Source organism: Butyrivibrio sp. M55, from assembly GCF_900116865.1.
GTDB lineage: Bacteria > Bacillota > Clostridia > Lachnospirales > Lachnospiraceae > Butyrivibrio.
The window spans coordinates 1-23,425 of the sequence record NZ_FPCD01000016.1; the positions used below are offsets into that span (position 1 = coordinate 1).

26 protein-coding genes, 1 pseudogene and 1 riboswitch are annotated in these 23,425 nt (G+C 40.5%); all 27 genes and pseudogenes read right to left on the minus strand.

The genetic code is table 11. The features are described 5' to 3' along the window. Positions 1-219, minus strand: a 219-nt coding sequence (locus BM398_RS13835) for a metal-sensing transcriptional repressor (RefSeq protein ID WP_092338487.1), incomplete at its 3' end; no start/stop codon positions are given. A gap of 204 nt (positions 220-423) precedes the next feature. Further along, the gene (locus tag BM398_RS17220; RefSeq protein ID WP_175531961.1) at positions 424-591 is read right to left on the minus strand and encodes a hypothetical protein; all 168 of its coding nucleotides are present in this window, start codon (positions 589-591) and stop codon (positions 424-426) included. 79 nt (positions 592-670) lie between these two features. After that, on the minus strand, positions 671-2,293 hold the full coding sequence (locus tag BM398_RS13840) for a MobA/MobL family protein (protein WP_092338387.1): 1,623 nt from the start codon (positions 2,291-2,293) through the stop codon (positions 671-673). Between the two features lie 272 nt (positions 2,294-2,565). Beyond that, positions 2,566-2,949 (minus strand): hypothetical protein, encoded by a 384-nt coding sequence (locus BM398_RS13845; protein ID WP_092338389.1) that lies wholly within the window; start codon positions 2,947-2,949, stop codon positions 2,566-2,568. Between the two features lie 133 nt (positions 2,950-3,082). Next, a complete protein-coding gene (locus BM398_RS13850; protein WP_092338391.1) occupies positions 3,083-4,480 on the minus strand; it encodes an RNA-binding domain-containing protein in 1,398 nt (465 codons plus the stop codon). 88 nt (positions 4,481-4,568) lie between these two features. Beyond that, complete coding sequence (locus BM398_RS13855; protein WP_092338393.1) at positions 4,569-4,847, minus strand: hypothetical protein; 279 nt, start codon at positions 4,845-4,847, stop codon at positions 4,569-4,571. A gap of 395 nt (positions 4,848-5,242) precedes the next feature. Then, a complete protein-coding gene (locus BM398_RS13860; protein WP_092338395.1) occupies positions 5,243-7,303 on the minus strand; it encodes a recombinase family protein in 2,061 nt (686 codons plus the stop codon). Positions 7,304-7,344: 41 nt separating this feature from the next. Then, positions 7,345-7,698: pseudogene (locus BM398_RS13865) on the minus strand (type IV secretory system conjugative DNA transfer family protein); the annotation flags it as partial. 32 nt (positions 7,699-7,730) lie between these two features. Next, positions 7,731-8,231, minus strand: coding sequence for a PcfB family protein (locus BM398_RS13870; protein WP_092338397.1), 501 nt, complete (start codon positions 8,229-8,231; stop codon positions 7,731-7,733). Positions 8,232-8,277: 46 nt separating this feature from the next. Continuing rightward, positions 8,278-8,526 (minus strand): hypothetical protein, encoded by a 249-nt coding sequence (locus BM398_RS13875; protein ID WP_092338399.1) that lies wholly within the window; start codon positions 8,524-8,526, stop codon positions 8,278-8,280. A gap of 1 nt (position 8,527) precedes the next feature. Continuing rightward, positions 8,528-9,589, minus strand: a complete 1,062-nt coding sequence (locus BM398_RS13880) for a DUF5688 family protein (protein ID WP_175531962.1) — start codon at positions 9,587-9,589, stop codon at positions 8,528-8,530. 333 nt (positions 9,590-9,922) lie between these two features. Then, positions 9,923-10,303, minus strand: a complete 381-nt coding sequence (locus BM398_RS13885) for a hypothetical protein (RefSeq protein ID WP_092338401.1) — start codon at positions 10,301-10,303, stop codon at positions 9,923-9,925. Then, complete coding sequence (locus BM398_RS13890) at positions 10,300-10,743, minus strand: hypothetical protein (protein WP_092338404.1); 444 nt, start codon at positions 10,741-10,743, stop codon at positions 10,300-10,302. Before BM398_RS13890 ends, BM398_RS13885 begins: the two co-directional genes overlap by 4 nt. A gap of 132 nt (positions 10,744-10,875) precedes the next feature. Further along, a complete protein-coding gene (locus BM398_RS13895) occupies positions 10,876-11,970 on the minus strand; it encodes a DUF6688 domain-containing protein (RefSeq protein WP_092338406.1) in 1,095 nt (364 codons plus the stop codon). 18 nt (positions 11,971-11,988) lie between these two features. Next, entirely contained in the window at positions 11,989-12,447 is a 459-nt protein-coding gene (locus BM398_RS13900; RefSeq protein ID WP_092338408.1) for a hypothetical protein, read from the minus strand. Positions 12,448-12,512: 65 nt separating this feature from the next. Then, positions 12,513-12,591: riboswitch (cyclic di-GMP riboswitch) on the minus strand. An 11-nt stretch (positions 12,592-12,602) separates the two neighbouring features. Next, on the minus strand, positions 12,603-13,601 hold the full coding sequence (locus tag BM398_RS13905) for a hypothetical protein (RefSeq protein WP_092338410.1): 999 nt from the start codon (positions 13,599-13,601) through the stop codon (positions 12,603-12,605). Between the two features lie 22 nt (positions 13,602-13,623). Next, positions 13,624-14,004 carry a hypothetical protein gene (locus tag BM398_RS13910; RefSeq protein WP_092338412.1) on the minus strand — a complete coding sequence of 127 codons (381 nt, stop codon included), beginning with the start codon at positions 14,002-14,004 and terminating at the stop codon, positions 13,624-13,626. Positions 14,005-14,084: 80 nt separating this feature from the next. Beyond that, positions 14,085-14,660 (minus strand): hypothetical protein, encoded by a 576-nt coding sequence (locus BM398_RS13915; protein ID WP_092338414.1) that lies wholly within the window; start codon positions 14,658-14,660, stop codon positions 14,085-14,087. Between the two features lie 2 nt (positions 14,661-14,662). Beyond that, entirely contained in the window at positions 14,663-17,107 is a 2,445-nt protein-coding gene (locus BM398_RS13920; RefSeq protein ID WP_092338416.1) for a hypothetical protein, read from the minus strand. Between the two features lie 17 nt (positions 17,108-17,124). Then, a complete protein-coding gene (locus BM398_RS13925) occupies positions 17,125-17,505 on the minus strand; it encodes a hypothetical protein (RefSeq protein WP_092338418.1) in 381 nt (126 codons plus the stop codon). Continuing rightward, on the minus strand, positions 17,489-17,818 hold the full coding sequence (locus tag BM398_RS13930) for a hypothetical protein (protein WP_092338420.1): 330 nt from the start codon (positions 17,816-17,818) through the stop codon (positions 17,489-17,491). Before BM398_RS13930 ends, BM398_RS13925 begins: the two co-directional genes overlap by 17 nt. 158 nt (positions 17,819-17,976) lie before the next feature. Further along, entirely contained in the window at positions 17,977-18,885 is a 909-nt protein-coding gene (locus tag BM398_RS13935) for a DUF6017 domain-containing protein (protein WP_092338422.1), read from the minus strand. 65 nt (positions 18,886-18,950) lie between these two features. Further along, a complete protein-coding gene (locus BM398_RS13940) occupies positions 18,951-19,316 on the minus strand; it encodes a replication initiator protein A (protein WP_092338424.1) in 366 nt (121 codons plus the stop codon). A gap of 1 nt (position 19,317) precedes the next feature. Beyond that, entirely contained in the window at positions 19,318-20,229 is a 912-nt protein-coding gene (locus BM398_RS13945) for a ParB/RepB/Spo0J family partition protein (RefSeq protein WP_092338426.1), read from the minus strand. Further along, positions 20,192-21,004 (minus strand): ParA family protein, encoded by an 813-nt coding sequence (locus BM398_RS13950; RefSeq protein ID WP_092338428.1) that lies wholly within the window; start codon positions 21,002-21,004, stop codon positions 20,192-20,194. Before BM398_RS13950 ends, BM398_RS13945 begins: the two co-directional genes overlap by 38 nt. Positions 21,005-21,017: 13 nt before the next feature. After that, on the minus strand, positions 21,018-21,476 hold the full coding sequence (locus BM398_RS17545) for a DUF6462 family protein (protein ID WP_330390590.1): 459 nt from the start codon (positions 21,474-21,476) through the stop codon (positions 21,018-21,020). A gap of 280 nt (positions 21,477-21,756) precedes the next feature. Beyond that, entirely contained in the window at positions 21,757-23,319 is a 1,563-nt protein-coding gene (lysS, locus tag BM398_RS13965; RefSeq protein ID WP_026656098.1) for a lysine--tRNA ligase, read from the minus strand. Positions 23,320-23,425: the final 106 nt, after the last annotated feature.

The window sequence follows — 23,425 nt, forward strand, 5'->3', positions numbered from 1 at the left end:
CTCATCGCCTTCTTCAACTGCATCTTTGATACAGTGATTGATATGTCCTTCAAGAACAACCTGACCTGCCTTGTTTAGTGCAGACTTTGCCGCACTGATCTGCGATAGTATATCTTCACAGGGAACATCCTCATCGATCATACGGTCTATCGCCTTGATCTGCCCCATGATTTTTGCCAGCCTTCGATGCAGATTGTCGGAATCCATACACTTTTTCATGAAATCGCCTCCATACCGTTAGGGGTATAAGTATTGTAGCTGATTTACCCCTGTTTTGTCAATGATTATCATGATTAATGAGACTCTACTTAGAACTCCTTCAGCGTAAAACTCACCGTCCACAAGCTCCCATTGCTTATATCATTGACTAGTTTCTTCCAATACATACCAATAAATATTTGAATAATTGTTATAAAACAGCTATCATTCTGAATTAATCTTTCTCCCAGAGTTCTCTTTTAGGGCTCTCAACGCCTTTTCCTGCATACTCATGCCTTCTTCCTTGAAGTTCATAACGACTTCGTACTGTGTTTTGCCGATGATAGTCTCAAAAGATCCTCCGGCATTGTATTTCTGTTCGGTATTCTCCATAATCCTCCTCTCCGAAAAGAAAAGGCACGATTACCGCTATGATAACCATGCCTTTTGCTCCTTAATATGCTTTTCATGTTTACAGTATCTGATCTCTGTTTCTGATGTGTGTCCGGTTCCTCTCGCTTCGTTCGTTCTGAAGCATTCTCTCAAGATCCCGCTTGTTGTGATTAAGCACTTCCATCTTGGCAAGATCCACGATGGCATCCGATAACGGTCTTTCAGTTTTTCGATAGCTCTCTTTCAGACCGTCAAGCTCCTTCGTCCATGCCTTGGAATTGATCTTCTTGTCCGGCTCCACAATCATGCTCTTAAGCGTATTGCGATAGATCTTGTAAGTATTGAGTTCCGTCTGATGCTTTCTCTTATATTCCTCTGCCTGACTCTTCTTAAAGAATCCAAGCGGCTTTCCGTTTTTCTCTTCAGCTTTTTTCAACTTCCAATACTCCGCATTGACCTTCTGATACGGCTCATACTGTTCATGGAAACCAAGCAGCTTCTCAAGATAATCCATGCGTGCGATCATATCGCCTCGGCTCTTTCCAAGCTTTTCATACTCGGCTTGCGTTGCCTTACGCTCCGCCTGCATTTCATCAAAGGTAGTCCATCCCTTGCTCTGCACATAGGCTTCCATTTTTGCCTTGTCCTGCAGAGAAGCACGATCTGAAACGGCACCGATAAACTTGCCCTTCATTATCGGCAATGTAAGACGGTTATTGTTACGCTCCGCTATCTTACGGATCACGTCAATGATCTCACTCTTAAATGCCTTTGCAACGGTAACCGGAATAGCCATTACTTCCACAAGTTCTTCCTTGGCTCTTTCATAAGCAGCACGGGCAGCATTTATAACAGCATTCTTCGCTATGATCTCTCGGTTGATATCGCCTCGGATCGTCCGGATCCCCGCGCGCTCCATTGCACTTGCCTTCTCTCCAAGATGGATCTGAGGGATGATATCAAGTCCCTGCTCCTTGAAGGAACGATGCTCCCAAAACTTATCCGTCATACCAATCTTTGCATTGACCGCATTTATGGTATCGGCAAGATCCTTTCTCCATATCTTTGCATTCTCCCTGCTGTTCCAATCATTGGTCTGGATCGTAGTGCATTTCCATTGCTTACGGTTCTGCTTATCAACCTTCTGCTGTCCGGTCTTTTTATCAATGTCTGGGATGCGTTCTCCGTTCTCATCCCTCTGATAAACTTTCTTCTGTTTCGGCATCCACTTTCCCTGTTCATCAATGCTCCGTAATGTGAGCATGATATGGCAATGCAAGTTCCTCTGTCCCTGCTTGTTTTCAGAATCATGGATGGCATACTGAACACACATACCTTTGCTGACAAAGTTCCGCTCGCAATAATCTTTCACCACTTCCTTGGCAAGATCATAGCTCCACTCGTTCGGCAGCTCTATGCGGAAGGTGCGTGCAAGCTGAGCATCCTTTGACTTTTCGACAAGCTCCACACTATTCCATAAGACATACGGATCCTTGTATTCTTCGGGTGCATTCTCCGGTAGCAAAACTTCGCAATGAACAAGATCCTCGGAATACTTTGGATAATATGTCTGACCGTCATACTCGCAGTACATTTTCTCTCTGCTGATATATGATGATTGCTCAACGGCAGAATGACCGCCCGTACACTTGGCACTCCTGCCACATATCTTGGCACGGGTGCTGATGTTTTTAACTGTCATGTCCGCACCTCGCTTTCCACCTTGACGGCATACCAAAACATGGACGGACTGACAGGACAGACTTTGTGCCTGGCGAAGCTCTGCTCTTTAGAGCTTTGCTAAGCGCAAAGTACACATAGGGGTAGGTGCGAATGCACCGGAGGGGAAACGTAGTGTCCCCTCTTGGCTGCCCTCGGCAGACAACAGCTGTCCGCAGGACGCCTCCGGCAGGACGCGCAGTACCACCTACGGTGGTATATCTGTGCGCACCGAGAAAATCTCGGTGAAAGACCTTAGGCTTCTCCACCCTCGTCATCGTCATTTTCTTCAGGATCATTTTCCTTGGTTTCATCAGAATCAAAATCATCGATTTCTTCCTCCTCTTCATCGTTATTTACCGCATGATCCGGTCGCTCTTTCAGAACCGTTGCGATCATGTTCTTCACATCTTTAAGTGAAAAAGCGCACGCTATGATCCGATTCATTTCCTGCTCGCTAAAGTCATAAGCTTCGGGGAAGTATTTCACTACACAACCGCCCATCATGTACTTGTGGCGATCCTGAGTCTTTCTGAGTTGCTCCTTCTCCTCACGCACTACCTTGGCAAGCTCCGCATTGGCTCTCTTCACCTTCTCCATTGCCTTCAGTTTTTTTGCTGAAATCTGTTGCTGTTCCATTTTGTAAATCTCCTTTCTTTGATGTGCCGTTTCCGGCAGTTTTTTTGGTATAAAAACAGCGGGTAGCTCATCATTTCAGATTTGCTATCCGCTATCGTCGTCCCAACTATTTGATTAGTGTACTGCTTTTATACTACAGCACTTTCCACCAACCATTTTTATTTGATCCTATTCGCTCTATAAAACCATTATTTCTCAAATATGAAATATTATTCTGAATGGCTGTTCTACCAACACCCACGAGTTTCTCTAACTGTTCATGCGTAACATTGGGATTGTTGCGCATTTCTTCTAAAATTCGGGTTCGTGTAGGATTCAGTTTCTTTTCTTTATCCCCCACATTATCCCTCACTTTATCCCCCACATTTAGAGATATGCGAAAAAAGGGTATCTTAACCACTATTGAGTTTTCTCTGAATTCATATGCCTCTTTTCCATATTTCTTTGTTATTTTGGGAACACCTCGTCCCGATCGTTCACTAATATGTAACTGTAAAAATACATCAGATAACTCTTGATTGACCGGAACTGATTCGCCTAAGTAAAATCCTTTCATCGTTTGTTTTGGTGCCAGCGTTCCTCTTGAAAGAATTTCCATTCTGTCTGAATATATCGTTATCATCGGCGCATTGCCGTCAACCCACTTATTATGCACAAACGCATTTATAATTGCCTCTCTGAATACATCTTCATCAAACAATGCCACTTCATCTCTGGCTATCCTTCGATTAGTCTCATCTGCTTGAAGTACATTCAAAACATCAGCATACTCAATAACCTTATCAAGTGAAATCAATAAGCAATTATTTCCAAACTCGCGGACTGAATACAATGGTGATGCTTTATCAATCCCTCTGAAAATAGATACTCTTATCGGAATATGACTATCATCAGATAATAACTGAGCTAGCATATTGTATTCACCGTCTTTTGTTCGCAGTTTGAGATTATGTTCAAAATTCTTCTTGTTCAGTGTTATGCCACGATCCTCATAGTACAAGAATAATTTCTTGAAACTCAAATCCTGCCAGTCAGACTTTTCGGTCACCAAAGACGGCATGCCGTTTCTGAGAATATCAAAAAGCTTGGATTCACGCTCCGGGTACTTGTTAAGATTAGCTTTGCTAGATCCCACCCTCAAATATCTTGTATTATCAAAACTTGTCGGTACTTTTGTTGCTGCAGGTATAATTAAAACGACAATACGTTTTCTATACATCGTTAAGGTGACGAACTCAAACCCTATGTCAGGCGAAACCTTTCTACTAAGGTAATGCTCAAGCGGTTCATTTTTGACATCCTGATGATAATTAAAAGTTGTTCCGACCACTTCATGAGTATCGTTAGTTACTCCCCAAACCAGATATGCCGTTTTTTCTCCTAACATCGCTGCAACATTTGACATTGAAGAAATATACTCGCCCAATGCATTTGGTTCATACCAATTTTCCTTAAATTCAAACCATTCCTCTTCAGAATAATGCGCAATTAAATCTTTGATAATCTTCTTCAGTTCTTCTGTATTATTCAAGCACTTATCCTCCGCTCGACAAATTTATCCCCCACTTTATCCCCCACATCAGTATATCAAATGTGGGGGATAAAGTGGGGGATAAATTCTACTTGCGGTTGTGATTAATCTCCATCATATTAATCCTTGCCTGCTCTCTCTTAGCTTCAGATATCTTTCTAGGCTTACGGTAACTAATGCGTGACTTAGGCATTGAATATGTCTTATCGATATCTGTTTCACCTATGCACTTAAAGGTGTCCGGATACTCGGTAACTAACGCATCAAGTTTCCTCATAACGGCTTTGTCACGGGTGTAAACTGTGGCATTAAGTTCCTCTGCATTGAAATTGATTATGGTCTCCTGCTCATATCGTGTTAGCTTCATTCTCTGTTTGGCTCCTTTCTCGCGCACGCGCGCGTATATTCCGTCTTCCTCTTAGGGGAACGTGCGCAGCCGTTCCCCGACGGAAGACGGACGGATGGGATAGGATAGGATGGATAAAGATAATAGGGGTATATCTTTCTTTTATCTTTTCTTTGCTTCTTTCTTTTCGTTTTTCTTTCTAAGGGGGAAGAGGAAGAAGGAAGGCAGGGAAGGGAAGGCTCCCTTTCGGGTATGTCCCGCATACCACTTATCCACATAACAAAAGGCACCTTTGGGGATCCGTATCTACAGATCTTCTCAGATGCCTTTTTACTCTTAGTTCATACGATAATTATCGATTGATTGAAAGTTACGTTATGCTCTTTGGATATTTCCCCAACTGCCTTATTGTAAGGTCATGCATTGGCGGTAATTATCGTCATATTTGCACGTGCTTCTTTCTCAGCTCTTCGCTTTGCCTTTCCCTGCTCACTAACACGCTTCTTCCGGTATGCTCTCCTGCGGTCATACTCTGCCAACAGTTCAATAGCCTGCGGATTTCCCTGCTCTGCAAGTGCTTTGGTATTTGCATATTTCTCCTGCTCTCTGCGATAACGCTCTTTGAAGTATGCCTTGCTTCGCTCCCGCTTTTCCTCTTCTTTCCTGCAATGCTCCTCATACTGCGCTTTCGCCACGGAATCACCGGATTCTGCAGCAAGCCTGAGTTCTTCAAGCCTCTTTTCCCTTTTTGCGTTATATCTGATAAGCGTAGCCTTTCTCTTTTCAGCACGGATCCGGTTCTTCTCAGCCTGTATGGCTACCTGCTTTTCGGCTTCCTCCCGTATCTCTTCTTCGGGGATCGGTGGGATGAACTGACCGATGAAGTTGAAATAGATCTCTATCTTCTGCTTTCTGCCAAAACCTCGGATTCCATTGGATTCGTGTACGATGATCTTGTCGATAAACTCGCTAATCATCAACGGTGTAAGTTCCTCAAAGTCCGCATATTTCTTGGCAAGCGTTATAAATGACTCCATATCAGCCTTGGGATTACGTTCTTCCGCTCTGGGGGATAACTCAGCCAACAACGCTTCAAGCTCCTCATATTCAGCGTTATATTGGCTCATAAGGCGCTCATACTGCTTCGGCGCTATCTTCTCCAAGGCAAATGTTTCATACAGCTTGCCAATCAGAACATCAAGCTCCTGCATTCTGTTCTCGGCGGGAACTCGCTTTTCTTCGTTCTCCGAATTATCAAGTTCCTGCTTTACCGATAACTCTGCCATAATCTTTTCTCGGAATTCTTGCTCGTTAATTATCGAATACTTGCTTGCTCTCTGTATCGCCTTGCGGATCAGTTCAAGCATATCGTTCCGCTTAACGTAATGCATGGTACATACCTTGTTCACTCCCTTACGGTACATCCCGCAACAGTACGCTCGGTCAGAATCCATCTTTTCCCGCGTGGTCGGCTGCGCATCATGGCGAATAAGCTTTGATCCGCAATCGGCACAATATAACAATCCGGTAAGATTAAATGGATCCTCAGTATAAGGTGTTTTCTTCCTGCGTGCCTTTATCTTATTGGCAAGCCTCCAAGTTTCCTCGTCAATTATCGGTTCATGTGTATTCTTAAAAACCATCTGATCCTCAGCTGCCACGTTTACTCTCTTCTTGGATTTATACGATACTCCCTTTGATTTCTTAAGTACCGTATGTCCCAAGTATTCCTGCCGGTGGATGATATATCCCAATGTTGTTGAGTTCCACATATAAGGATCCGGCACCGGATTATGTCTGCAATCGGATGGTGAGTGTATTCTCTCGTATTCTGCCGGAATAAGGATTTTCTCATCGTGAAAGATACGAATAATCTCGTTATACGAATATCCCTGCACAACCATGTCAAAGATGCGTCTGACAACCTTAGCTGCCTCTTCATCAACATACAGAGTCTGCTTATCCTCCGGCTTGCGATAATAGCCATAAGGAATGGCACCGCTACAACGCAATCCCCGCTCCATTCGGTCGGTAAATACCGCATTGATCTTTCTGCTTGAGTCTCTAGCATACCATTCGTTCATGATATTCAAGAACGGGGTAAAGTCTGAATCTGTCTGATTTGCGCTGTCTATGTTATTATTAACAGCGATGAAGCGGACACCTTTCTCGACAAACATGATCTCGGTGTAGTAACCGACTTTCAGATAGTCACGACCAAAACGGCTCATGTCCTTAACGATGATCGTGGATATGTTCCCCTCAAGAACCTCTTCGATCATTGCCTTAAAGCCTTTACGGTCAAAGGTGGTACCGCTAATTCCATCATCGGTGAAATGACGGACGGTATCGAAGCCGTGCTTCTTAGCATAGTCCTCTAAAAGCTGCTTCTGATTAGTGATACTGTTGCTCTCGCCCTGCAATTCATCATCCCTTGAAAGGCGTTCATACAGGGCTGTGTACTGGTGTTTACTCATATGAGCATCCTTTCTTTTTCAAGGTGATATCGTCATTGTCTTATCCAAAGGTAACCCTTTGGATCCGTTACCACGTAGGATGAATGCATCTGAAGGAGATTGGGCTTTATGAAAAAGCGCGTCTTACCTGAACCGGAACCGCCTATCACGAGGACATTTTTATTCCTCGCATACTTGGGATTTGACGGTCTTGAATTCATGGTAAGCATCTCACTTTCTGAAAGAATAACGTTCTTTTCAAACACAGGGTCAATGTACGGCTCTATGTCTTTCTTTGTGCCCCACCGGGCTGAGCCGAATTCCACCCTGTGCCTGTATTTCTTTTTATTCTCCCTTTTATCCCAGATGAAAAGAATGAGCATCAGAATCGCAAATCCAATGATTCCGACAAGAACTCTTGGACTCTTGAGCAAAGTTTCATACGTTATCATCTGCTCTTCTCCTTTGCCTTGCTCCTTGTTTTCTTTGGCATGTTGGCAAGTTTCTGCTTGAACTCCTTTATCTTTTCATGGAGCGAAGGTCTCTTCTCTTTCATGAGCTTCTTTTCCGTGTAATAACGAATCACGTCAGCTATCGCGTCCTGATCTCTTGCCTTAAAGAAAACGGAGTAGACAGGCGGTTCCGAGCCTTTATGCTTTACAACCGCAAAATCTACTCCGTATCTTTTTGCAACCTTCTGAAAATCCCGTAGCTCCGTCTTGGCGATATCTACGCTTGTTGCACCCTCGTCCTTACGGATAAGTTGTTTGATCTTCATCTTGCCATGTTTTACCTTGGGATCTTTACTTAAGAGTTTCTTTACACCCTGCCTTAGATTATCTTCAACCTCCAAAAGCTTCATCACATTCTTTTCTGTAAGCTCATATGACTCTTTTGTAAATCGATAGCAAAATCTGATTGCCTCCTGTGTAAGTTGCTCATTTTGCACTTATTCATCACCTCCCTCCGCTTTTTGTGCAAAGGAAAGCCAAAGCTCACTCCAGGCATATCTTGGGATTCTTCTCCTTCCATTCCTTTATTCCTTTCTGACCCAGAAGATTCTTATAGCATGGATAGCATATCCTGTTGTCTCTGCCGTAAGGGCAGCCACGACATGGATAATCACTTCTCAAATAAGCTTCCAAGCCCTTTTGTCGGTACACACATTTTCTTTTTATGCCGTTGCAAACATCTTTATATTTGCAGCCTCGGCAGTTCTTTGGCTTATCCTTTGAAAAAATCATATTATTTCGCTCTTCCTTCCTTTGCTTTAGGCTCTTTGACGGGTTCATCCTTCTTGGGAGCCTTGGCAATTTCTTCTTTCTTTGCCTTGATCTGCGCAGAAAGAGATTTCTTAACTTCTTTGTTGTTCTGACGTGCCACAAACTTCTCACCAAGCTCAAAGATCTTGTCTTTGGCATCATAGTGATAAACATTGTCCGTAAGCTGTTCCTTAGGATCTACAGTTGTGGCATTTACTTCCCTGACCATGCTCTCTAAATCATGCAGGTCATGTTTGCCGGTATCAGGAATAATCAAAAGCTCATGGATGCTACTCGGAAGAATAAAGAACGAGCCATTTGCCCTCTCTGCTGCTTTTTCCATGAAATCCTGATATGCAAGAGCTCCGGCACCATTGACATATCCTTCGACAGAAGCTACATATATACGGTTTTCTTTCGGAATATCATCTAGACCAATCTCTTTTGATACATCTTCGATTCCCATCTGCCTCGAAAGTACTTCCGCCATAGTTTCTATTACGAGCGGCTTAAACTTCGGAGCATTGGCCAGCGCATCTTCGTGAAGCTGCTCGGCAGTAATCCCGTAATGTTCGATCATTTGGTTCGTTACAAGAACCGTTCCTACTCCCTGCTCGCATTTGGCGAGTTCCAAACGGTACACAACCGCAAGATCTTCAATCTCCTTGTGCGGTACCGATTTAAGAAGATCCGCATTCTTTTCTGCAGAAATGACTTCCATTGTCAGTCTTTCCTTCATCTGTCCGTAGTCCTTGACGGAATCGATATCAAAGTCAGGGCTGTGATAAAGCGCGTTATCAGCAAATTTAGCCGCATCTGAAGCTATAACGCCAAAGTCCTCGCCCTTTTCATACAGTTCAAATAGATGCGTTGCGTTAATATTTACAGCAACATCGCTGTCAATCGGCTTGATCGTCAGCGCATCATAGGTAGTATTCGTCTTCTCTACCGTCCTTGCTTCGATTGTTGTCTCCCTTCCAAACAGGGAACTTAGAAGCTCCTTGATCTCATCGGCAAGTTTCTCTTTAAATTGTTCAAAATCCATGCTCTTTCCTTTCTCCTTTTGAGGACAAAAAAACGCCATCTCTGAATAAATCCAGAAATAGCGCTATACATTTAGTTGCTTCTTTTGCAAAAGAAAAACCAAGGAATGAATCGATTGATTTCTCTCTCGTTCATTTCTTGGCTCATTATAATAATATCATGCCTTAAATCGATTGAAAATTGCCATTTGGTAGCCATTTAGTAGCCATTTGGTGTACTTTTGGGGACATTTGGGGACGTTTTTGTTAACAATTTAAAAGTGTTGCTTTTCATCATAAAAAAGAAAACCATCAGGTGCTTTTTCACCCAATGGCAAATAGTTTTATAAAAGTGTTTAGTCAATAACCATCCAGCTTAAAAAGTTAAATATTATTGTTATCCCAACTCCCACAGCAACTGCGGTATATCTTGTCAACATAGGCACTTTTTTATCCCATACATAGCAGAAAAAAGCCACCACAAGACATGTAAACAGTCCATATATTATCCTAAAAAGAACAAATCGAAGCTGCAAGAACATTGAAATCACAAATGCCACTCCAAACATGATCCAATAATATATCTTCTCATAGCCGTTAGTTCTCGTAAGAAGAACCGGAACAAGTGCAACAAGTACAGCATTGATAAATGGCATGTTCAATAGAAAAAGAATTATAGTTCCTATAATGCCACATCCCGACCTACCATAATAATAATCCCAATCATAATAACTCATTCTTTTCCCTCTTTTCTAGGCTTGTTCAGCTTATTGTAATAAACAGCCGCACGGCACAGGAACTTCAATTCCTCGACACCGTTCCTATTTACAACCGCTCTTTCAATTCCCTTGATAGAGCCCTTTTTCACTGCTTCGTTATACATCTTACCAAGCCTAGCTCTCACTGATGCAGGTGATTCGCTCACATGATTCTCGATAAGTATCTGCTCGACATTTTTAAACGTCGGAAGATCCGAAAGAGTATATTCACCCTGCGTCTTCTTTGACTCAGATATCATGTTATTCAGAGCCAGCGTATAATCGTACCTGATAGACGGATTGTACTTATCCTCAATCATATCAAGAATAAGATTATTAACGGTTATATTCCTCTTGTCTGCATCCTTCTGTAGCTGTTTATATAAATCCTCACTGATTGATAAATTTACTCTTGGCATATGTAATCCTCCTATGAGTATTGTGCAAACATCTTATATTCATGATTATATGAGTGTTGTGCAGATATGTCAAATTCAATCGAAAAAAATACAGCATCGGATCCTTTTCCTTCGATGCTGTATCTAATATGCTTATTTTCTGTCGCCCATATATTGAACAGCAATCCTGTTCTCAGGATGAACATCAGTAAAATACAATACAATCAGAAATATCCATTCCAATGGTTTCATTAGAATATAAACAAGATCTGCCGACCACTTATGTCTTATAAGTTTTGCAATAGGAAATCCGTATCTATCATAAAAATCACGTATTACTCTATGCGCACGCGGCATTTTTTCCTGCAATACTTCTTCAAACGCATTTGCTATGCAAAGCTGCCTATTAACGATCACTTCATGCCCATGACGAATTCCCTTTCGAATCGGTTTGACTACTCTCGTATGTCCTCCTGCTGCAACCGTGCAAAGATAATGCTGATCAACATGCAAGTTTGGCGGGCTCTGCTTAGTTGATAAAGCCCATTCGCTCGTTTCTGTCCACGCCTTTATAACAGAATCCGGAGCTTGTCCAAATAAAGCAAGAATCATGATAAGTATTCCAAGAAGAGGAAATATCAGCAAAATTGCCAAAGCAGGCCATAGATTTGCATTTTGCAATATTTCGTCAGCAATACGCAATATCTTGTTTTCCTGAATCTTACTATTCTTTATTTCCAGTTCTTTCCACTCATGAATTTTCCTGAGTATAGTTCTTGCAGTGATAATGCCACAACATACCGGCAAGGCAATAACAAAATAATCCATCTCATCATTTTCTATACTTGTACCAACCAGCTGGAAAGTAAAAACACATAATTGGATCATTCCCAAGTACATGGCAGAAATCGAAAGCACAACAATCAATGGTGGAAGATCTGTCAGATCAACACGTTGAAGAAGTACATATCCTGTAAATGCAATTATAAAAATAACAACAACTGTAAAAAGTGAGCCCGTATAAATCGGCGTATGTCTTTCTGCATTTATAATCTGTTCATCCCAGTCAAACAACGTAGTCCACTTACTTAATAGAAATAGACGCAAATATATGGCCCCCAGCAAAAAAACTAATGCATCGGCAGCCACACTTGCTTCGAATGGATTATTTACACACTCACGAACAAACAAAACCAATTCCCATATAATCAGAAGTATTGGTACTGATAAAAAAATAATCATAAACATAACAAACCTCAAATTTAATCAATGCCCGCGCAGATCAAACTCACTTGCCAATCCGTGATAACTGCCCCATTCATATAAAATGTAGTAATCATCACCATCTATATCTGCTTCAAAATCCAAATCTTGATGCTCGACTTCTTCTATTCTGTTACCACATTGCTGTTCCACAATATTATCCCATTCTTTATCGCTGAACTGAGAATAGTATACTTTCAGCTCCTCAAGCGACAGGTCACTCTTTAGCAAAAGCGCCCCAAAATACTGCATGCCGTTTCCGCATCCGCATAGTTTGCCGGCCGCAGACTTTTCATCCACTATGATAGTATTTTCAGGAAGCGGATTTCTCTTTAAATCCTTAACCACTCCAGCCGCAACAAAATCATTTATGACCGGACACACAAAATATAACGAGATTATCAGTACAATAAATAAAAGCGGCAAAAACACTATAATCTTAGATAAAATATTACGTTTCACTTTTTTTCTCTTTCCAATTTCCTATACATATAAAAAAGACTGCAACACAGCAGATTCCTCCGCCATTTTGCAGTCAAACCATCTTTCTATAAAAGATTTACGACTTTGCGCCCATACATCACTGTATGTTTGCCGGCTTCTATCTACTCCAATATTTACCACAGAAGCCTTGGTAAAAAATATAGTAATAATGCAATCAACACACCGATAAGAAAATATTTGAATCTGCTTCTATCAACCTTGCGCGGCTTATTAAGCTTTTCCGAAGCCACATAAAAACCGGGATAGTTCTCAGGCTTATCCTCAGGCACAAAGCCATCTTCAACAGCCTGTCCATACCATGTAGTTCCGGCATGTCTTCTAACATAATCCCGATAGGTCTCTATTTTTTCAAAATCATGCAGTTCTCTTGCCGTAAGGAACAAATAGTAATTTCTTGTCACTTCATCCAACGGACGTTCATTTGTGTTCTGAAGAATAGAAGACGCCTGAGCATAATCATTATTCTTGCAACACTTTGCGTAATCACCGGCTCGTTGCATATCGCCATATATTTTTTTAATCCAGATATTATGTACTGCCTTAGGATAAAGCGTATTAGCTTCCTCTGCACAGGATATAACCGTATCATAATCCTTGTAATATAGAGCTATAAGCAGTTTTAAATGCTCAGCCAACATCATGCTATTGGCTGTCTCGCACGATTCCTGCATAAGGCTTAAACAAGCATGTGCTTTACCAATTCTACCGTACCTGTATAAAGCACAGCCCAAATTATACTGAACAGCATTCCAAGCCACCTGTTTATTTATAATCCTTGAAACAAAACTCAAATATCTTGAAATAGCGATATCCGGTCGACATTCCCTGAATATATACCTGTTCAGCTCTCGTCTCATAGCATTTCTCTGCCCAAGATACATAAAACAAATCACTGGTATAGCAATTACAATAACAAATTCCAGCATTATGTTTTCAGGGAATAACTTCCCCACCTGATACAGGTAAAAACTTTCTGCAATTATTACAATATAAAACAGATTTCTTGTCCTGTTGAACTTCTTGACAACTTTATCTGCAAAATTCCTTTCTTCAGGATATTCATCTGAATCAACTATCTGCCGAATCTTACCAAATTCTTCTTTGTCACTCATTTTCTGATACCTTTAAATCAACCTATCTACCCGCCCCAAAATCATTCAGCTCTACTTCAAGCGCTTTCTTTTTATTTTCACATTTCTCTATTTCTTTTTGGACGTTCTTTATCGCAGTTTGAACATTCGATAAAAACTTTAATGTGTCATTAAGGCTTTTTTCCAACGCTACTGTAATTCTGTTACGATATTCTTCTGCCTGTTCATATGTCTCTTTTCCACACACCAAAAGTGGCGTTAAATCATACTCTTTCTCGGGTTTGTAAACCTTTTCAACTATCACATTGTAATCCATCTTAACGATTTTATAACTTTCCTCAAGCTCAAGGATATCATTATAGTATTCCTTAACTTGTTCATCTATTCTTTTTATCTCTAAGCGAATATCTTCCCTTTTCCTCATCTGTAACCCTCTAATCTATCTACTTCAGCAATATGCCGTAGTATAATAGCAATCAACGCTAGTTTCAGCATAGTCTTTGATTACCTAAATTCGCCATTTTTATATCCAAAAGAATACTCGTATTTCTTTTTGTCCGGACTGTTCTTAAACTTATCAATCAGTTCGTATAATTCTTCTTCGGATAAAACTGTCGCAGAACCATAATTGTATTCATCTGGATGTTCTTCCATATAATTGCTTAACCAGAACCTATATTCTTCAGCATATCTATCGCCTCCGTGCCAGAACCAATCAATATAAGCTCCAATATTTGAAGGCTTATTAAGAATTGCCAGTTTTTTATCTTTTGTATATTCACTAGACAAATAATTTTTTACATCTTCAACAGTAACTATATCTGTTGTTTGAGTATCTTCCTCATATGCCCCCAGGTTTTCTATCAATGATTGAATATGATCTTCGCTAAAGTCTTTATAATAGGGCTCCATATCCATACAAAAAGCAAAATTCTGCTGTTCATACATTTTTTTTAGATTGGCATTTTCCTTTTCTTTTTTTACATTATAATTGTGATATATACACACAGAAACCAAACATATAACAAGCAGTATTACAATGTATTTATGCCCATTTTTTGAAAACGCTCTTTTCTCCATACTTACGTGCCATTCTCCTGAATCCAGTTCTTTATTTCTTGCTTATCAACGTTCCTAAGTTCATACGAATTAGTCTCTTTTATTGCTTCTGAAACTTGTTTCATCGCTTCATTTAGTTGGATATCTGTTGCATTTTCCAAAGAAATCCCTTTATTTGCGAGCGAATATCTTACTGCATCTCTATACGTTTCCATCTGTTCCGATCTATTAGGATTGTAATACCAATCATAATACTTATGATAATCATCATCGCCATTAACATAATGTTCCTTCAGTTCATCGGGTGTAACATCAGCTCCGGTTGCTATATCATATGCACCGCTTCGTAGCTTTAGTTCTGTTTCGTTATATTCTATATCGTTTATAATAACTGAACCCGAAGTTCCAGAAACATTGTAAACGACAGAACCTTCAACGCCCATACATATAGCGCCGTTTCCGGTATCAAGTCCCTTCATAGCAGTTGAAGCCTCAACGCTATTTTTATAATCCTGAGCCATTTCCTTACCCAAAGAAATTACATCTACCCCCTTCATGCATATCTGAACCGGCTCAGGTGCATACTCAGAAGCTACATCCAATGTCTGCATTACGATTTTCTCATAATCAACATCCTTTAAATTATGAGAATAAATGAATTTCACATCATGTCCCATCTGGATTTTTGCTTGATCATCCAAGTATTTATCAATAACATCTGCTGAAGCCCTTGGATATACTGTGATATTTCTGGTCTTATCAAACGTTTCATATGAATCAACAAGTACTTCGCCCTCTGTAATGTTACTACCACTTCCCGGAATAACATTTATTTGAACCTTGTAAACCTTCTCGCCATCTGTACCTTCTGTTGTTATATCAGCAACCATATTTAATCCGCCGCCATCTGACATTGCCTGTGTTGCTTCCAAGAACGCTATTGAACGGGTTTCGTTATCGTCAATATACGCGCGTTCTGAGAGTGAAAGATAATTATAACCTTCACGGTTTCTTGCAACATTCATTATCTCAGCATATCTTCTTGCAGTAATCTGGATATTTTGGCTTTCGATATACTTTTTCGAGCCATAGTAGTCACTTGTCCATTCTACAATTTTCGGCATGTTGTCGGTATTGGCAACCATACCCAAATTAAGCAATTTCTCAATATCCTCATCTGACATATCCATCATTTTTGCACTAAAAACGTCATATTCATATGAGGTCTCATCTATAGAATCCATCTTGATCCATTCAGTGATATTGTCCCAATTAAGGCTTCCATCTTTATTACAGAAATAATGGTCAGAAGAAGCTTTTGTAGCAGCGTAAGACACTAACTTATGATCTATCTCGTTAAGAGGGAATAAATCATTATTTGATGTAACTTCCAGCTTTACTCCGGCTCCATATTTGCTCACTTCAAGCTTTGTATTTTCAAGCTTTCCCCCAAACCCTAACTTTGTTATAGCCTCTGGAACTGCAACTCTATTTGCTTTATTTTCTTCTATCTGATTGTCTATAGAAGTCAACAGCTGATAACCAAGACCACAAACTTCTAAATTATTCAACGTGTTTCGGATCTTTTGCTGATCGTAAGCAACATACTTTTTGCCATTAACTTCTTTTACGCACAAAAATCCATTAAGGCAAGCATTTATGTTTGCAGTTGCCTCCGCGTCATTTGAATCATCACCGTCACATAATCTCTTAAGCTGTGTATCAAGGTACTCTGCCCTTTCTTTATCATTGGCAAATACCAATATATTAGCAGAACCATTTATCGCACCATTCCAAAGAGCGGCAAGAGTTAAGGAATTCTTTGCCACGCTTGGTGAAAATACCTGTATAGATTGAAGAGCTCCGGTCATATTTACAATCTTATTCTGAAGATCATAAGTACGCTCCTTTAAACCGGAGTTATTTATATATGATTTTGCATAATCGTCGAACCTTTCGACTCTTTCTAAACACTTATCATAATGTCCGCCGGAACCCGAAAGCTCGTCATATGCATTTCTTGCCCTATGATAGCTTATCGGGTAAAAATCAGAGTATTCCCCAAATTTATCCATCAGCTCTCTTGCCTTGCATTCAAGCTCATACCCTGTAACATCAATGTTGTCACTAAATATCTGATGATCTTTCTTTAAATGTAAAAGCACATCGGTATCTATACGTGCAACTGGCGAAGAATCTACCATTTCTTTAAATACTTCATCAGTTTCAAGGCATCTTCTATAAAGTTCTCTCTGTATATCAAGATTCTCGACATGAAGCTTATCCATCTGCCCTTGTGCGATAAATTCCTTTGACGCCTCAGCCGCTTTTCCTCTATAAGCTTCATTATGATAATATCTTCCAAATCCGGCTTCAAGCGCTTTTGCCTTTGTCTTGTACTGTTCCAAATCTGAGCCAAGATCATCTATAGCTGCAGAAACGCGTTCTGCATCATATCTTTTTCCCATTATTTCAAATCCCCGTTTTAATCATATTCTGAAAGCGAATTGAGCTCGTCTTCCAGACTACTTATTTCTCTTTCACACTCTTCTATAAGCTCATAAAGTCTATCTATTGCCCTGTTTATGGCACTCAAAAATTCGGTTGTATCATTTTGAGCCATCCCTATCTGCTGAACAATCTGTTCACGATACCTTTCCGACTCTGACTCAAGATTTCCGCGAAACAAATCTCCCAAAGTCATGTCATACGCCCTTTCCGGCTCATAAACTTCATTTTCTATCTTATTTCTTTTCTGTGCCATATATTCATGCCCGGCTTCAAGTTCTCCGATATAGCTTCGGTATTTTGAAATCGTACGCTCCAAGTGATGGATTTCTGACCTAATTTCACCTCTTCTGCTCAATCCTGCCACCTCCCGATACTTTCTCTACAGTAAGGCTATTGCTCAGTTCTTCATCAACCGCAATCATACCATCTCTAAGAGTATTAAGAGCACTTGGAAGTGCCTCAGAAGCTTCTGTTCTATATAATGCTGATGATTTGTAGACTTCCTTAATCAAATCTATTATTGCTGCTCCGGCATCTGTGCCTTCCCAAGCATCCAGACTATTCAACGCCCTATCCGAGAGCACACAATCAGATGCTGCTCCTCTAATTCCATCGACAATACCCGTGAATACCTTGGTATCCATGAAAACTTCATTCTGTGTCCCCAACTTTTCCTACTCTCCTCGCTTTTATGTCAACAAATTAATTGTATGCAAATACATTATTAACATGTTAGCATATACATCTCACTATTTCAACGAATCCAATACTGCATTGAAGCGAACAAACGTTAACATATATCAGTCTGTATCACATACACAACACTCTATCCCACTCTGCATGCCCTATCATGACTGACCTCAGACTGATAGTAGCTTCCCATAGTTGTAGGAGCATTAAATAGTGCAGATAACAGATAGTTCTTTATATTCCTGATCTTGGTTGTATTATCTTTCATACATTCCATGACATATTCAAGGTGCATATGATTGAGCTTGAGGAACTTGGATTTAACGAGATTAGTCGGGTACTCATTCTTTGAAATCCAGATAGTTGGTTTCCTGCAGATAACTGTCTCAAGTACAAGGTCGTAAATTCCTTCAATAATCTCTACATCTTGTGGATAGCGTTCACACATACTATCAATATCTAGATTTTCTTTTACAATTTCAGCATATGCATCATACTCATCATTCATATCCTGTTTCATCGAAGAGATATGATTAGTACTTCTAACTCTATTAGTATTATTTATATTATTCTTATTAGTGTCGGATTCTCCGTGGTCTAGACACTGATTATCGCGTGGTCTTGACCCCGATTTTTCCGTGGTCTTGACCCTGATATTTCCGTGGTCTGAACTATCTTTATTTCCTACAGAAGCAAAGTTTTTAAGATAGATTTTTGTTGGTTTTCCCTGTCCCTGCTTTTGACGTTCTATAAGCCCATAATCCTCAAGCTTCTTAAACAAACTCCTGATCTTATCCTCACCGCATCCCAACATTTCTGCCGCTTCCTTCTGAGCGAAATATATAAAAGCTCTCTGAAGCTCATCAAACCACTTATTCTTAAGAGAAAGTGACATTCTGTCAAGCATAAGCCCGTATAGAGTCTTGGCAAGCGCATCAAGCCCTTTAAAATATGCATTTGTAAATAAGAGCTTTGGTATTCTGTAAAAGGCAAGCATTTCAGATTCTTGACCGGTAAAATAGTCAAATACAATTCTTTCGCTCAATCCTTTTTCCTCCCTTCAATAACTTTCCACGATGTTCTGTGGACTTGAGTGGTGCAATTTCTGCACTACCCTATAAGCTGAAATCTTCTTTTCAGATTAAAATTCTTAACGTAGATTTTGCTTGGCTTACCCTTTGCCTGAAGCTTATAGATAAGCCCGAATTCTTCCAATTCATTCATACAATCAATAATCTTATGCCTTGAGAAATTGATATCTTCCTCAATCTTGCTAAGAGGATATATGATATAAACTCTGTTCTCATCATCGAACCAGTTATGTTTTTTGGCCTCTCCCATCTTGTCCAGAAGGACTGCGTAAAGCATCTTTGATGAAACGGACAGGGAAGAGAAATTCTTCCCTGTAAGCAGTTCCTTAGGAATCTCTACAGATGCATATTGCTCAGACTGAACGCCATAAAAGTATTCCATCATGTCATTTTTCCTCGCTTTCCTGTGAAGCTTTCCACTGTTCCAAAAGTCCAACAATCACTCGTTCTATCTCCGTCTGCGAATAGTAAGCAGGAAAATACTTATTGAGCTTCCGCTCTGTGATCGTGATTTTCTTTCTTGTCTGTGGTGTGGCTTTTTTCTGAATCAAGAATTCTATCATCTGTTCCTGTGTAAGAGAATCATCATCACGGTACTGACGCAAATCTAAAAGCTGTTCTTGCTTTAGCATCCCGTTTTCATGGATGTATTCGTAGAGCCATTGTTGATAAGTATGATTGAAATAAGAGAGTTCTACTGCTACCGATAACGCTAATCTTCCTGTATCAACCATATCCAACAGTTTGGGAATTAAATAAGTAAGGCGGATATATCTATGAACCTGAGCTCTTTTTAAACCTACAGATTCACCTACTTCTGTAGCAGAGTGTAACTTTGTCTCTTCAGTAGACAAAGTTAAATCTGTACGTTTTCCCTGATGATTCAAAGCATCCATTTTCATTTTTAGAGAAAATGCTCTTTCACTTGGAAGAATTTCCTCTCTTTGCATGTTTGAATCAACCATTGCCACAGTCGCATCATCATTGGTCATTTCCTTGATAATTGCCGGTATCTTCCTAAGTCCTGCCCTTTTCGCCGCATGAAGTCTTCTATGACCGGAAATCATTTCATAAGTACCTTCATCATCAGGTCTTACAAGTACCGGAGTGAGAACCCCGCTTTCCTTGATGCTCTCTACAAGCTCTTCCATCTTTTCATCATCAATTACCTTAAACGGATGATTTTCGAAAGGATATATTGTTAATACATCAAGATCTACTGTCCCCTCGGTGCTTGGAACACCGAGGAGTTCATCTATACTAGATAGCTTTAACTTCTGCCCAATTCTTTGTGCCATTGTTCATAACCTCCTTGATAAACGCTGAATAAGCAAATGCCGCCTTTCCTTTGGGATCATACTGATATAAACTGCTTCCTGAAGCACTTATCTCAGCTGCTCGTACAGATAATGGAATCTCTGTTTTAAAAACATTTATGCTTGATGAATACGCTTCATATATCTGAGCTGAAATATCTTTTGCGTAATTTGTTCTGTTATCAACCATAGTGATGAGTATTCCTTCAATCTCAAGCTTAGGATTGAGCTGACGCTTTACTCTTCCTATTGTTCTGATAAGCTGCTGTAAGCCCTTTACCGGAAGATAAGCAGCCTGGCAAGGAATAACAACAGAATCTGCACAAGCCAGAGCATTTATTGTCAACATTCCAAGTGATGGCATACAATCAATTATGATAAAGTCATACAGTTCTCTTGCCTTATCCACATATTCTTTGAGGATTGTCTCTCTGCTTATCACTCCGGTCATACTGATTTCCAAACTTGAAAGCTCAATGTTTCCCGGCATAAAGTCAACTCCCTCAGGGTGTCTGATGAGCCCCTTTGCAACATCCACGGGTTCATCATTTATGATATTTACCAGCGCCGTTGCCAATGAATAATCCAAGCTATCAGGTTCATCACATCCAAGACTAATTGACATCGAGCCCTGCGGATCTGCATCTATCATCAATACACTGTAGCCTTCTCTTGCAAGCCCGATTCCCAAATTTACACTTGTTACAGTCTTTCCTACGCCGCCCTTCTGATTTGTTACCGCAATTACTTTAGACATCTGCTCTTCCTCCTTATTCCTCAAACGACTCGATAAATGCATCAATCTTTTCAGTGTTACAGAGAACCACACCTTTTACTTTCCTAGTTGCCTTTGCTTCTTTTGCCAAATTCTCAAAAGTATGCAGGCCAATGGAATAAAGCTCCGCTCCTTCTGCATATCTCACATATTTCTTTTTACCTTTCTTAACAACGTCAGCTAAGTCTTCAATCTTTCTTCTACTAGCCATTTCCGAAACCTCTCTTTCATATTCTTCTTTAAAATTCTCTTCAATGTACTTATCAACAATGTTCAGATCCACAAGTGCGGTCTTACGAAGCTTGAAATTTGCTCCCGCTTCCTTACAGAACGTTACAAAGCCCCAATAATTCATGCAGTAGAGCCTTGCTCCTTCATTGTAAGTACAATAACGATGTTCTTTTCCGACAAGATACTTGTCTAAATTGATTGGTGGGGATTTTCCGCGATTCATCCGTAACCTCCGTTTTTCTAAGTTACGAGATGCAATTAGAAGATTTTGGGTACAAAAAAACCACATCTTCCTTTTTTAGAAAAATGTGGTCTCTATATCATGGTTTTTATGAACTGATCATTCCTCTGACACACCATGTTTGTCCTGATATTTTATTGAAAAAACTACATACTGGTCCGAATAGCTCCGTAGAAATCCAATGAATCTGTTGTACATTCATGGCGTTTTTGGATTACATTGTACGTCTATGGATAACGGTGAGTCGTAATAAGTCCAAATGTTAATTTAAACTTTTCAAAGTCGGGAACAACAACACGTCTCTTATTCCCGCACTGTTAGTCAACAGCATGCAAAGACGGTCGATACCGTAGCCGATACCACCTGTGGGTGGCATACCGATCTCGAGGGCGTTGAGGAAGTCTTCGTCTGTGTGCTCAGCTTCTTCGTCGCCGGCTGCCGCATTGGCATCCTGAGCTGCGAAACGCTCACGCTGGTCGATTGGATCGTTAAGCTCTGAGTATGCGTTACACATCTCCCATGTATTGATGAAGAGCTCGAAACGCTCAACCTTCTCGGGATCTGTGGGCTTCTTCTTGGTAAGAGGTGAGATTGCAAGAGGATGATCCATGATAAATGTAGGCTGGATCAGGTTCTTTTCACAATACTCCTCAAAGAAGAGGTTGATGATGTCGCCCTTAGTGTGACGGTCTTCAAATTCAACACCGCGCTGCTTAGCGATTGCCTTAGCTTCTTCGTCTGTTTCAACAGCGTCGAAGTCAACGCCTGCATACTTCTTGATTGCATCGTTCATGGTAAGTCTCTCGAAAGGCTTTCCAAGGTCGATAATGTTGTCGCCGTAAGGAATCTGTGTTGTTCCACATACCTTCTCGGCAAGATAACGGAACATGGACTCTGTAAGTTCCATCATTCCTTCATAGTCTGTATATGCCTGATAGAGTTCCATAAGTGTGAACTCAGGATTATGTCTTGTATCTGTTCCTTCATTTCTAAATACACGGCCAATCTCGAATACTCTCTCCATGCCGCCTACGATAAGTCTCTTAAGGTAAAGCTCAAGAGAGATACGAAGCTTTCTCTCTTCATCAAGAGCATTGTAGTGAGTGAAGAAAGGTCTGGCTGCAGCACCACCCGCATTCTCAACGAGCATAGGAGTCTCAACTTCCATGAAGTCTCTGCCTGCAAGGAAGTTACGGATCTCGCGTATGATCGCAGATCTCTTCTTGAATGTCTCCTTTACTTCCTCATTCATGATAAGATCGACATATCTCTGTCTGTAACGAATCTCTGTATCTGTAAGTCCGTGGAACTTCTCAGGAAGAGGCATGAGTGACTTGGATAAAAGAACAAGCTCCTTAACATGAACAGAAAGCTCTCCTGTTCTTGTTCTGAAAGCAAAGCCCTTAACACCGATGATATCTCCGATATCAAGCTTCTTGAAATCTGCATAAGCCTCATCTCCGATATCATTTCTTGAGATGTAGAGCTGCATGCGTCCGTCTCTATCCTGAAGGTTAGCAAAAGAAGCCTTACCCATTACACGCTTACTCATCATACGACCTGCAAGTGATACGATCTTCTCTGCCGGAACATCCGAAAGAGGCACTACCACAGGTCTTCCATCTGCATCTACAGGAGCTACAAACTCAAGGGTATCGAATTTATCCCTGATGTCCTGTGTATGATGAGTCTGGTCATATTTCACAATCTGAAAAGGATCTCTTCCTGCTGCCTGAAGCTCAGAAAGCTTATCTCTTCTGACCTGACGAAGACGTCCAACGTCTTCCTGTGTGTTCTGGTTATTCTGCTGATTATTGGCTTCCAATTTTTGATTCCTCCGCATCAATCTAATATAATCTCAAAAAAGAGCCAGCGAATGTAAAAATCGCCGGCTCCAAAAAATTCACTGTTTTAAATCACCAATTCTTTGA

What these genes read in the sequence shown, in the direction of transcription:
- BM398_RS17220 (WP_175531961.1), bottom strand. Translation starts at nt 591, where the DNA reads ATGGAGAATACCGAACAGAAATACAATGCCGGAGGATCTTTTGAGACT.
- BM398_RS13840 (WP_092338387.1), bottom strand. Translation starts at nt 2,293, where the DNA reads ATGACAGTTAAAAACATCAGCACCCGTGCCAAGATATGTGGCAGGAGT.
- BM398_RS13845 (WP_092338389.1), bottom strand. Translation starts at nt 2,949, where the DNA reads ATGGAACAGCAACAGATTTCAGCAAAAAAACTGAAGGCAATGGAGAAG.
- BM398_RS13855 (WP_092338393.1), bottom strand. Translation starts at nt 4,847, where the DNA reads ATGAAGCTAACACGATATGAGCAGGAGACCATAATCAATTTCAATGCA.
- BM398_RS13860 (WP_092338395.1), bottom strand. Translation starts at nt 7,303, where the DNA reads ATGAGTAAACACCAGTACACAGCCCTGTATGAACGCCTTTCAAGGGAT.
- BM398_RS13875 (WP_092338399.1), bottom strand. Translation starts at nt 8,526, where the DNA reads ATGATTTTTTCAAAGGATAAGCCAAAGAACTGCCGAGGCTGCAAATAT.
- BM398_RS13880 (WP_175531962.1), bottom strand. Translation starts at nt 9,589, where the DNA reads ATGGATTTTGAACAATTTAAAGAGAAACTTGCCGATGAGATCAAGGAG.
- BM398_RS13885 (WP_092338401.1), bottom strand. Translation starts at nt 10,303, where the DNA reads ATGAGTTATTATGATTGGGATTATTATTATGGTAGGTCGGGATGTGGC.
- BM398_RS13890 (WP_092338404.1), bottom strand. Translation starts at nt 10,743, where the DNA reads ATGCCAAGAGTAAATTTATCAATCAGTGAGGATTTATATAAACAGCTA.
- BM398_RS13895 (WP_092338406.1), bottom strand. Translation starts at nt 11,970, where the DNA reads ATGTTTATGATTATTTTTTTATCAGTACCAATACTTCTGATTATATGG.
- BM398_RS13905 (WP_092338410.1), bottom strand. Translation starts at nt 13,601, where the DNA reads ATGAGTGACAAAGAAGAATTTGGTAAGATTCGGCAGATAGTTGATTCA.
- BM398_RS13910 (WP_092338412.1), bottom strand. Translation starts at nt 14,004, where the DNA reads ATGAGGAAAAGGGAAGATATTCGCTTAGAGATAAAAAGAATAGATGAA.
- BM398_RS13915 (WP_092338414.1), bottom strand. Translation starts at nt 14,660, where the DNA reads ATGGAGAAAAGAGCGTTTTCAAAAAATGGGCATAAATACATTGTAATA.
- BM398_RS13920 (WP_092338416.1), bottom strand. Translation starts at nt 17,107, where the DNA reads ATGGGAAAAAGATATGATGCAGAACGCGTTTCTGCAGCTATAGATGAT.
- BM398_RS13940 (WP_092338424.1), bottom strand. Translation starts at nt 19,316, where the DNA reads ATGATGGAATACTTTTATGGCGTTCAGTCTGAGCAATATGCATCTGTA.
- BM398_RS13945 (WP_092338426.1), bottom strand. Translation starts at nt 20,229, where the DNA reads ATGGCACAAAGAATTGGGCAGAAGTTAAAGCTATCTAGTATAGATGAA.
- BM398_RS13950 (WP_092338428.1), bottom strand. Translation starts at nt 21,004, where the DNA reads ATGTCTAAAGTAATTGCGGTAACAAATCAGAAGGGCGGCGTAGGAAAG.
- BM398_RS17545 (WP_330390590.1), bottom strand. Translation starts at nt 21,476, where the DNA reads ATGAATCGCGGAAAATCCCCACCAATCAATTTAGACAAGTATCTTGTC.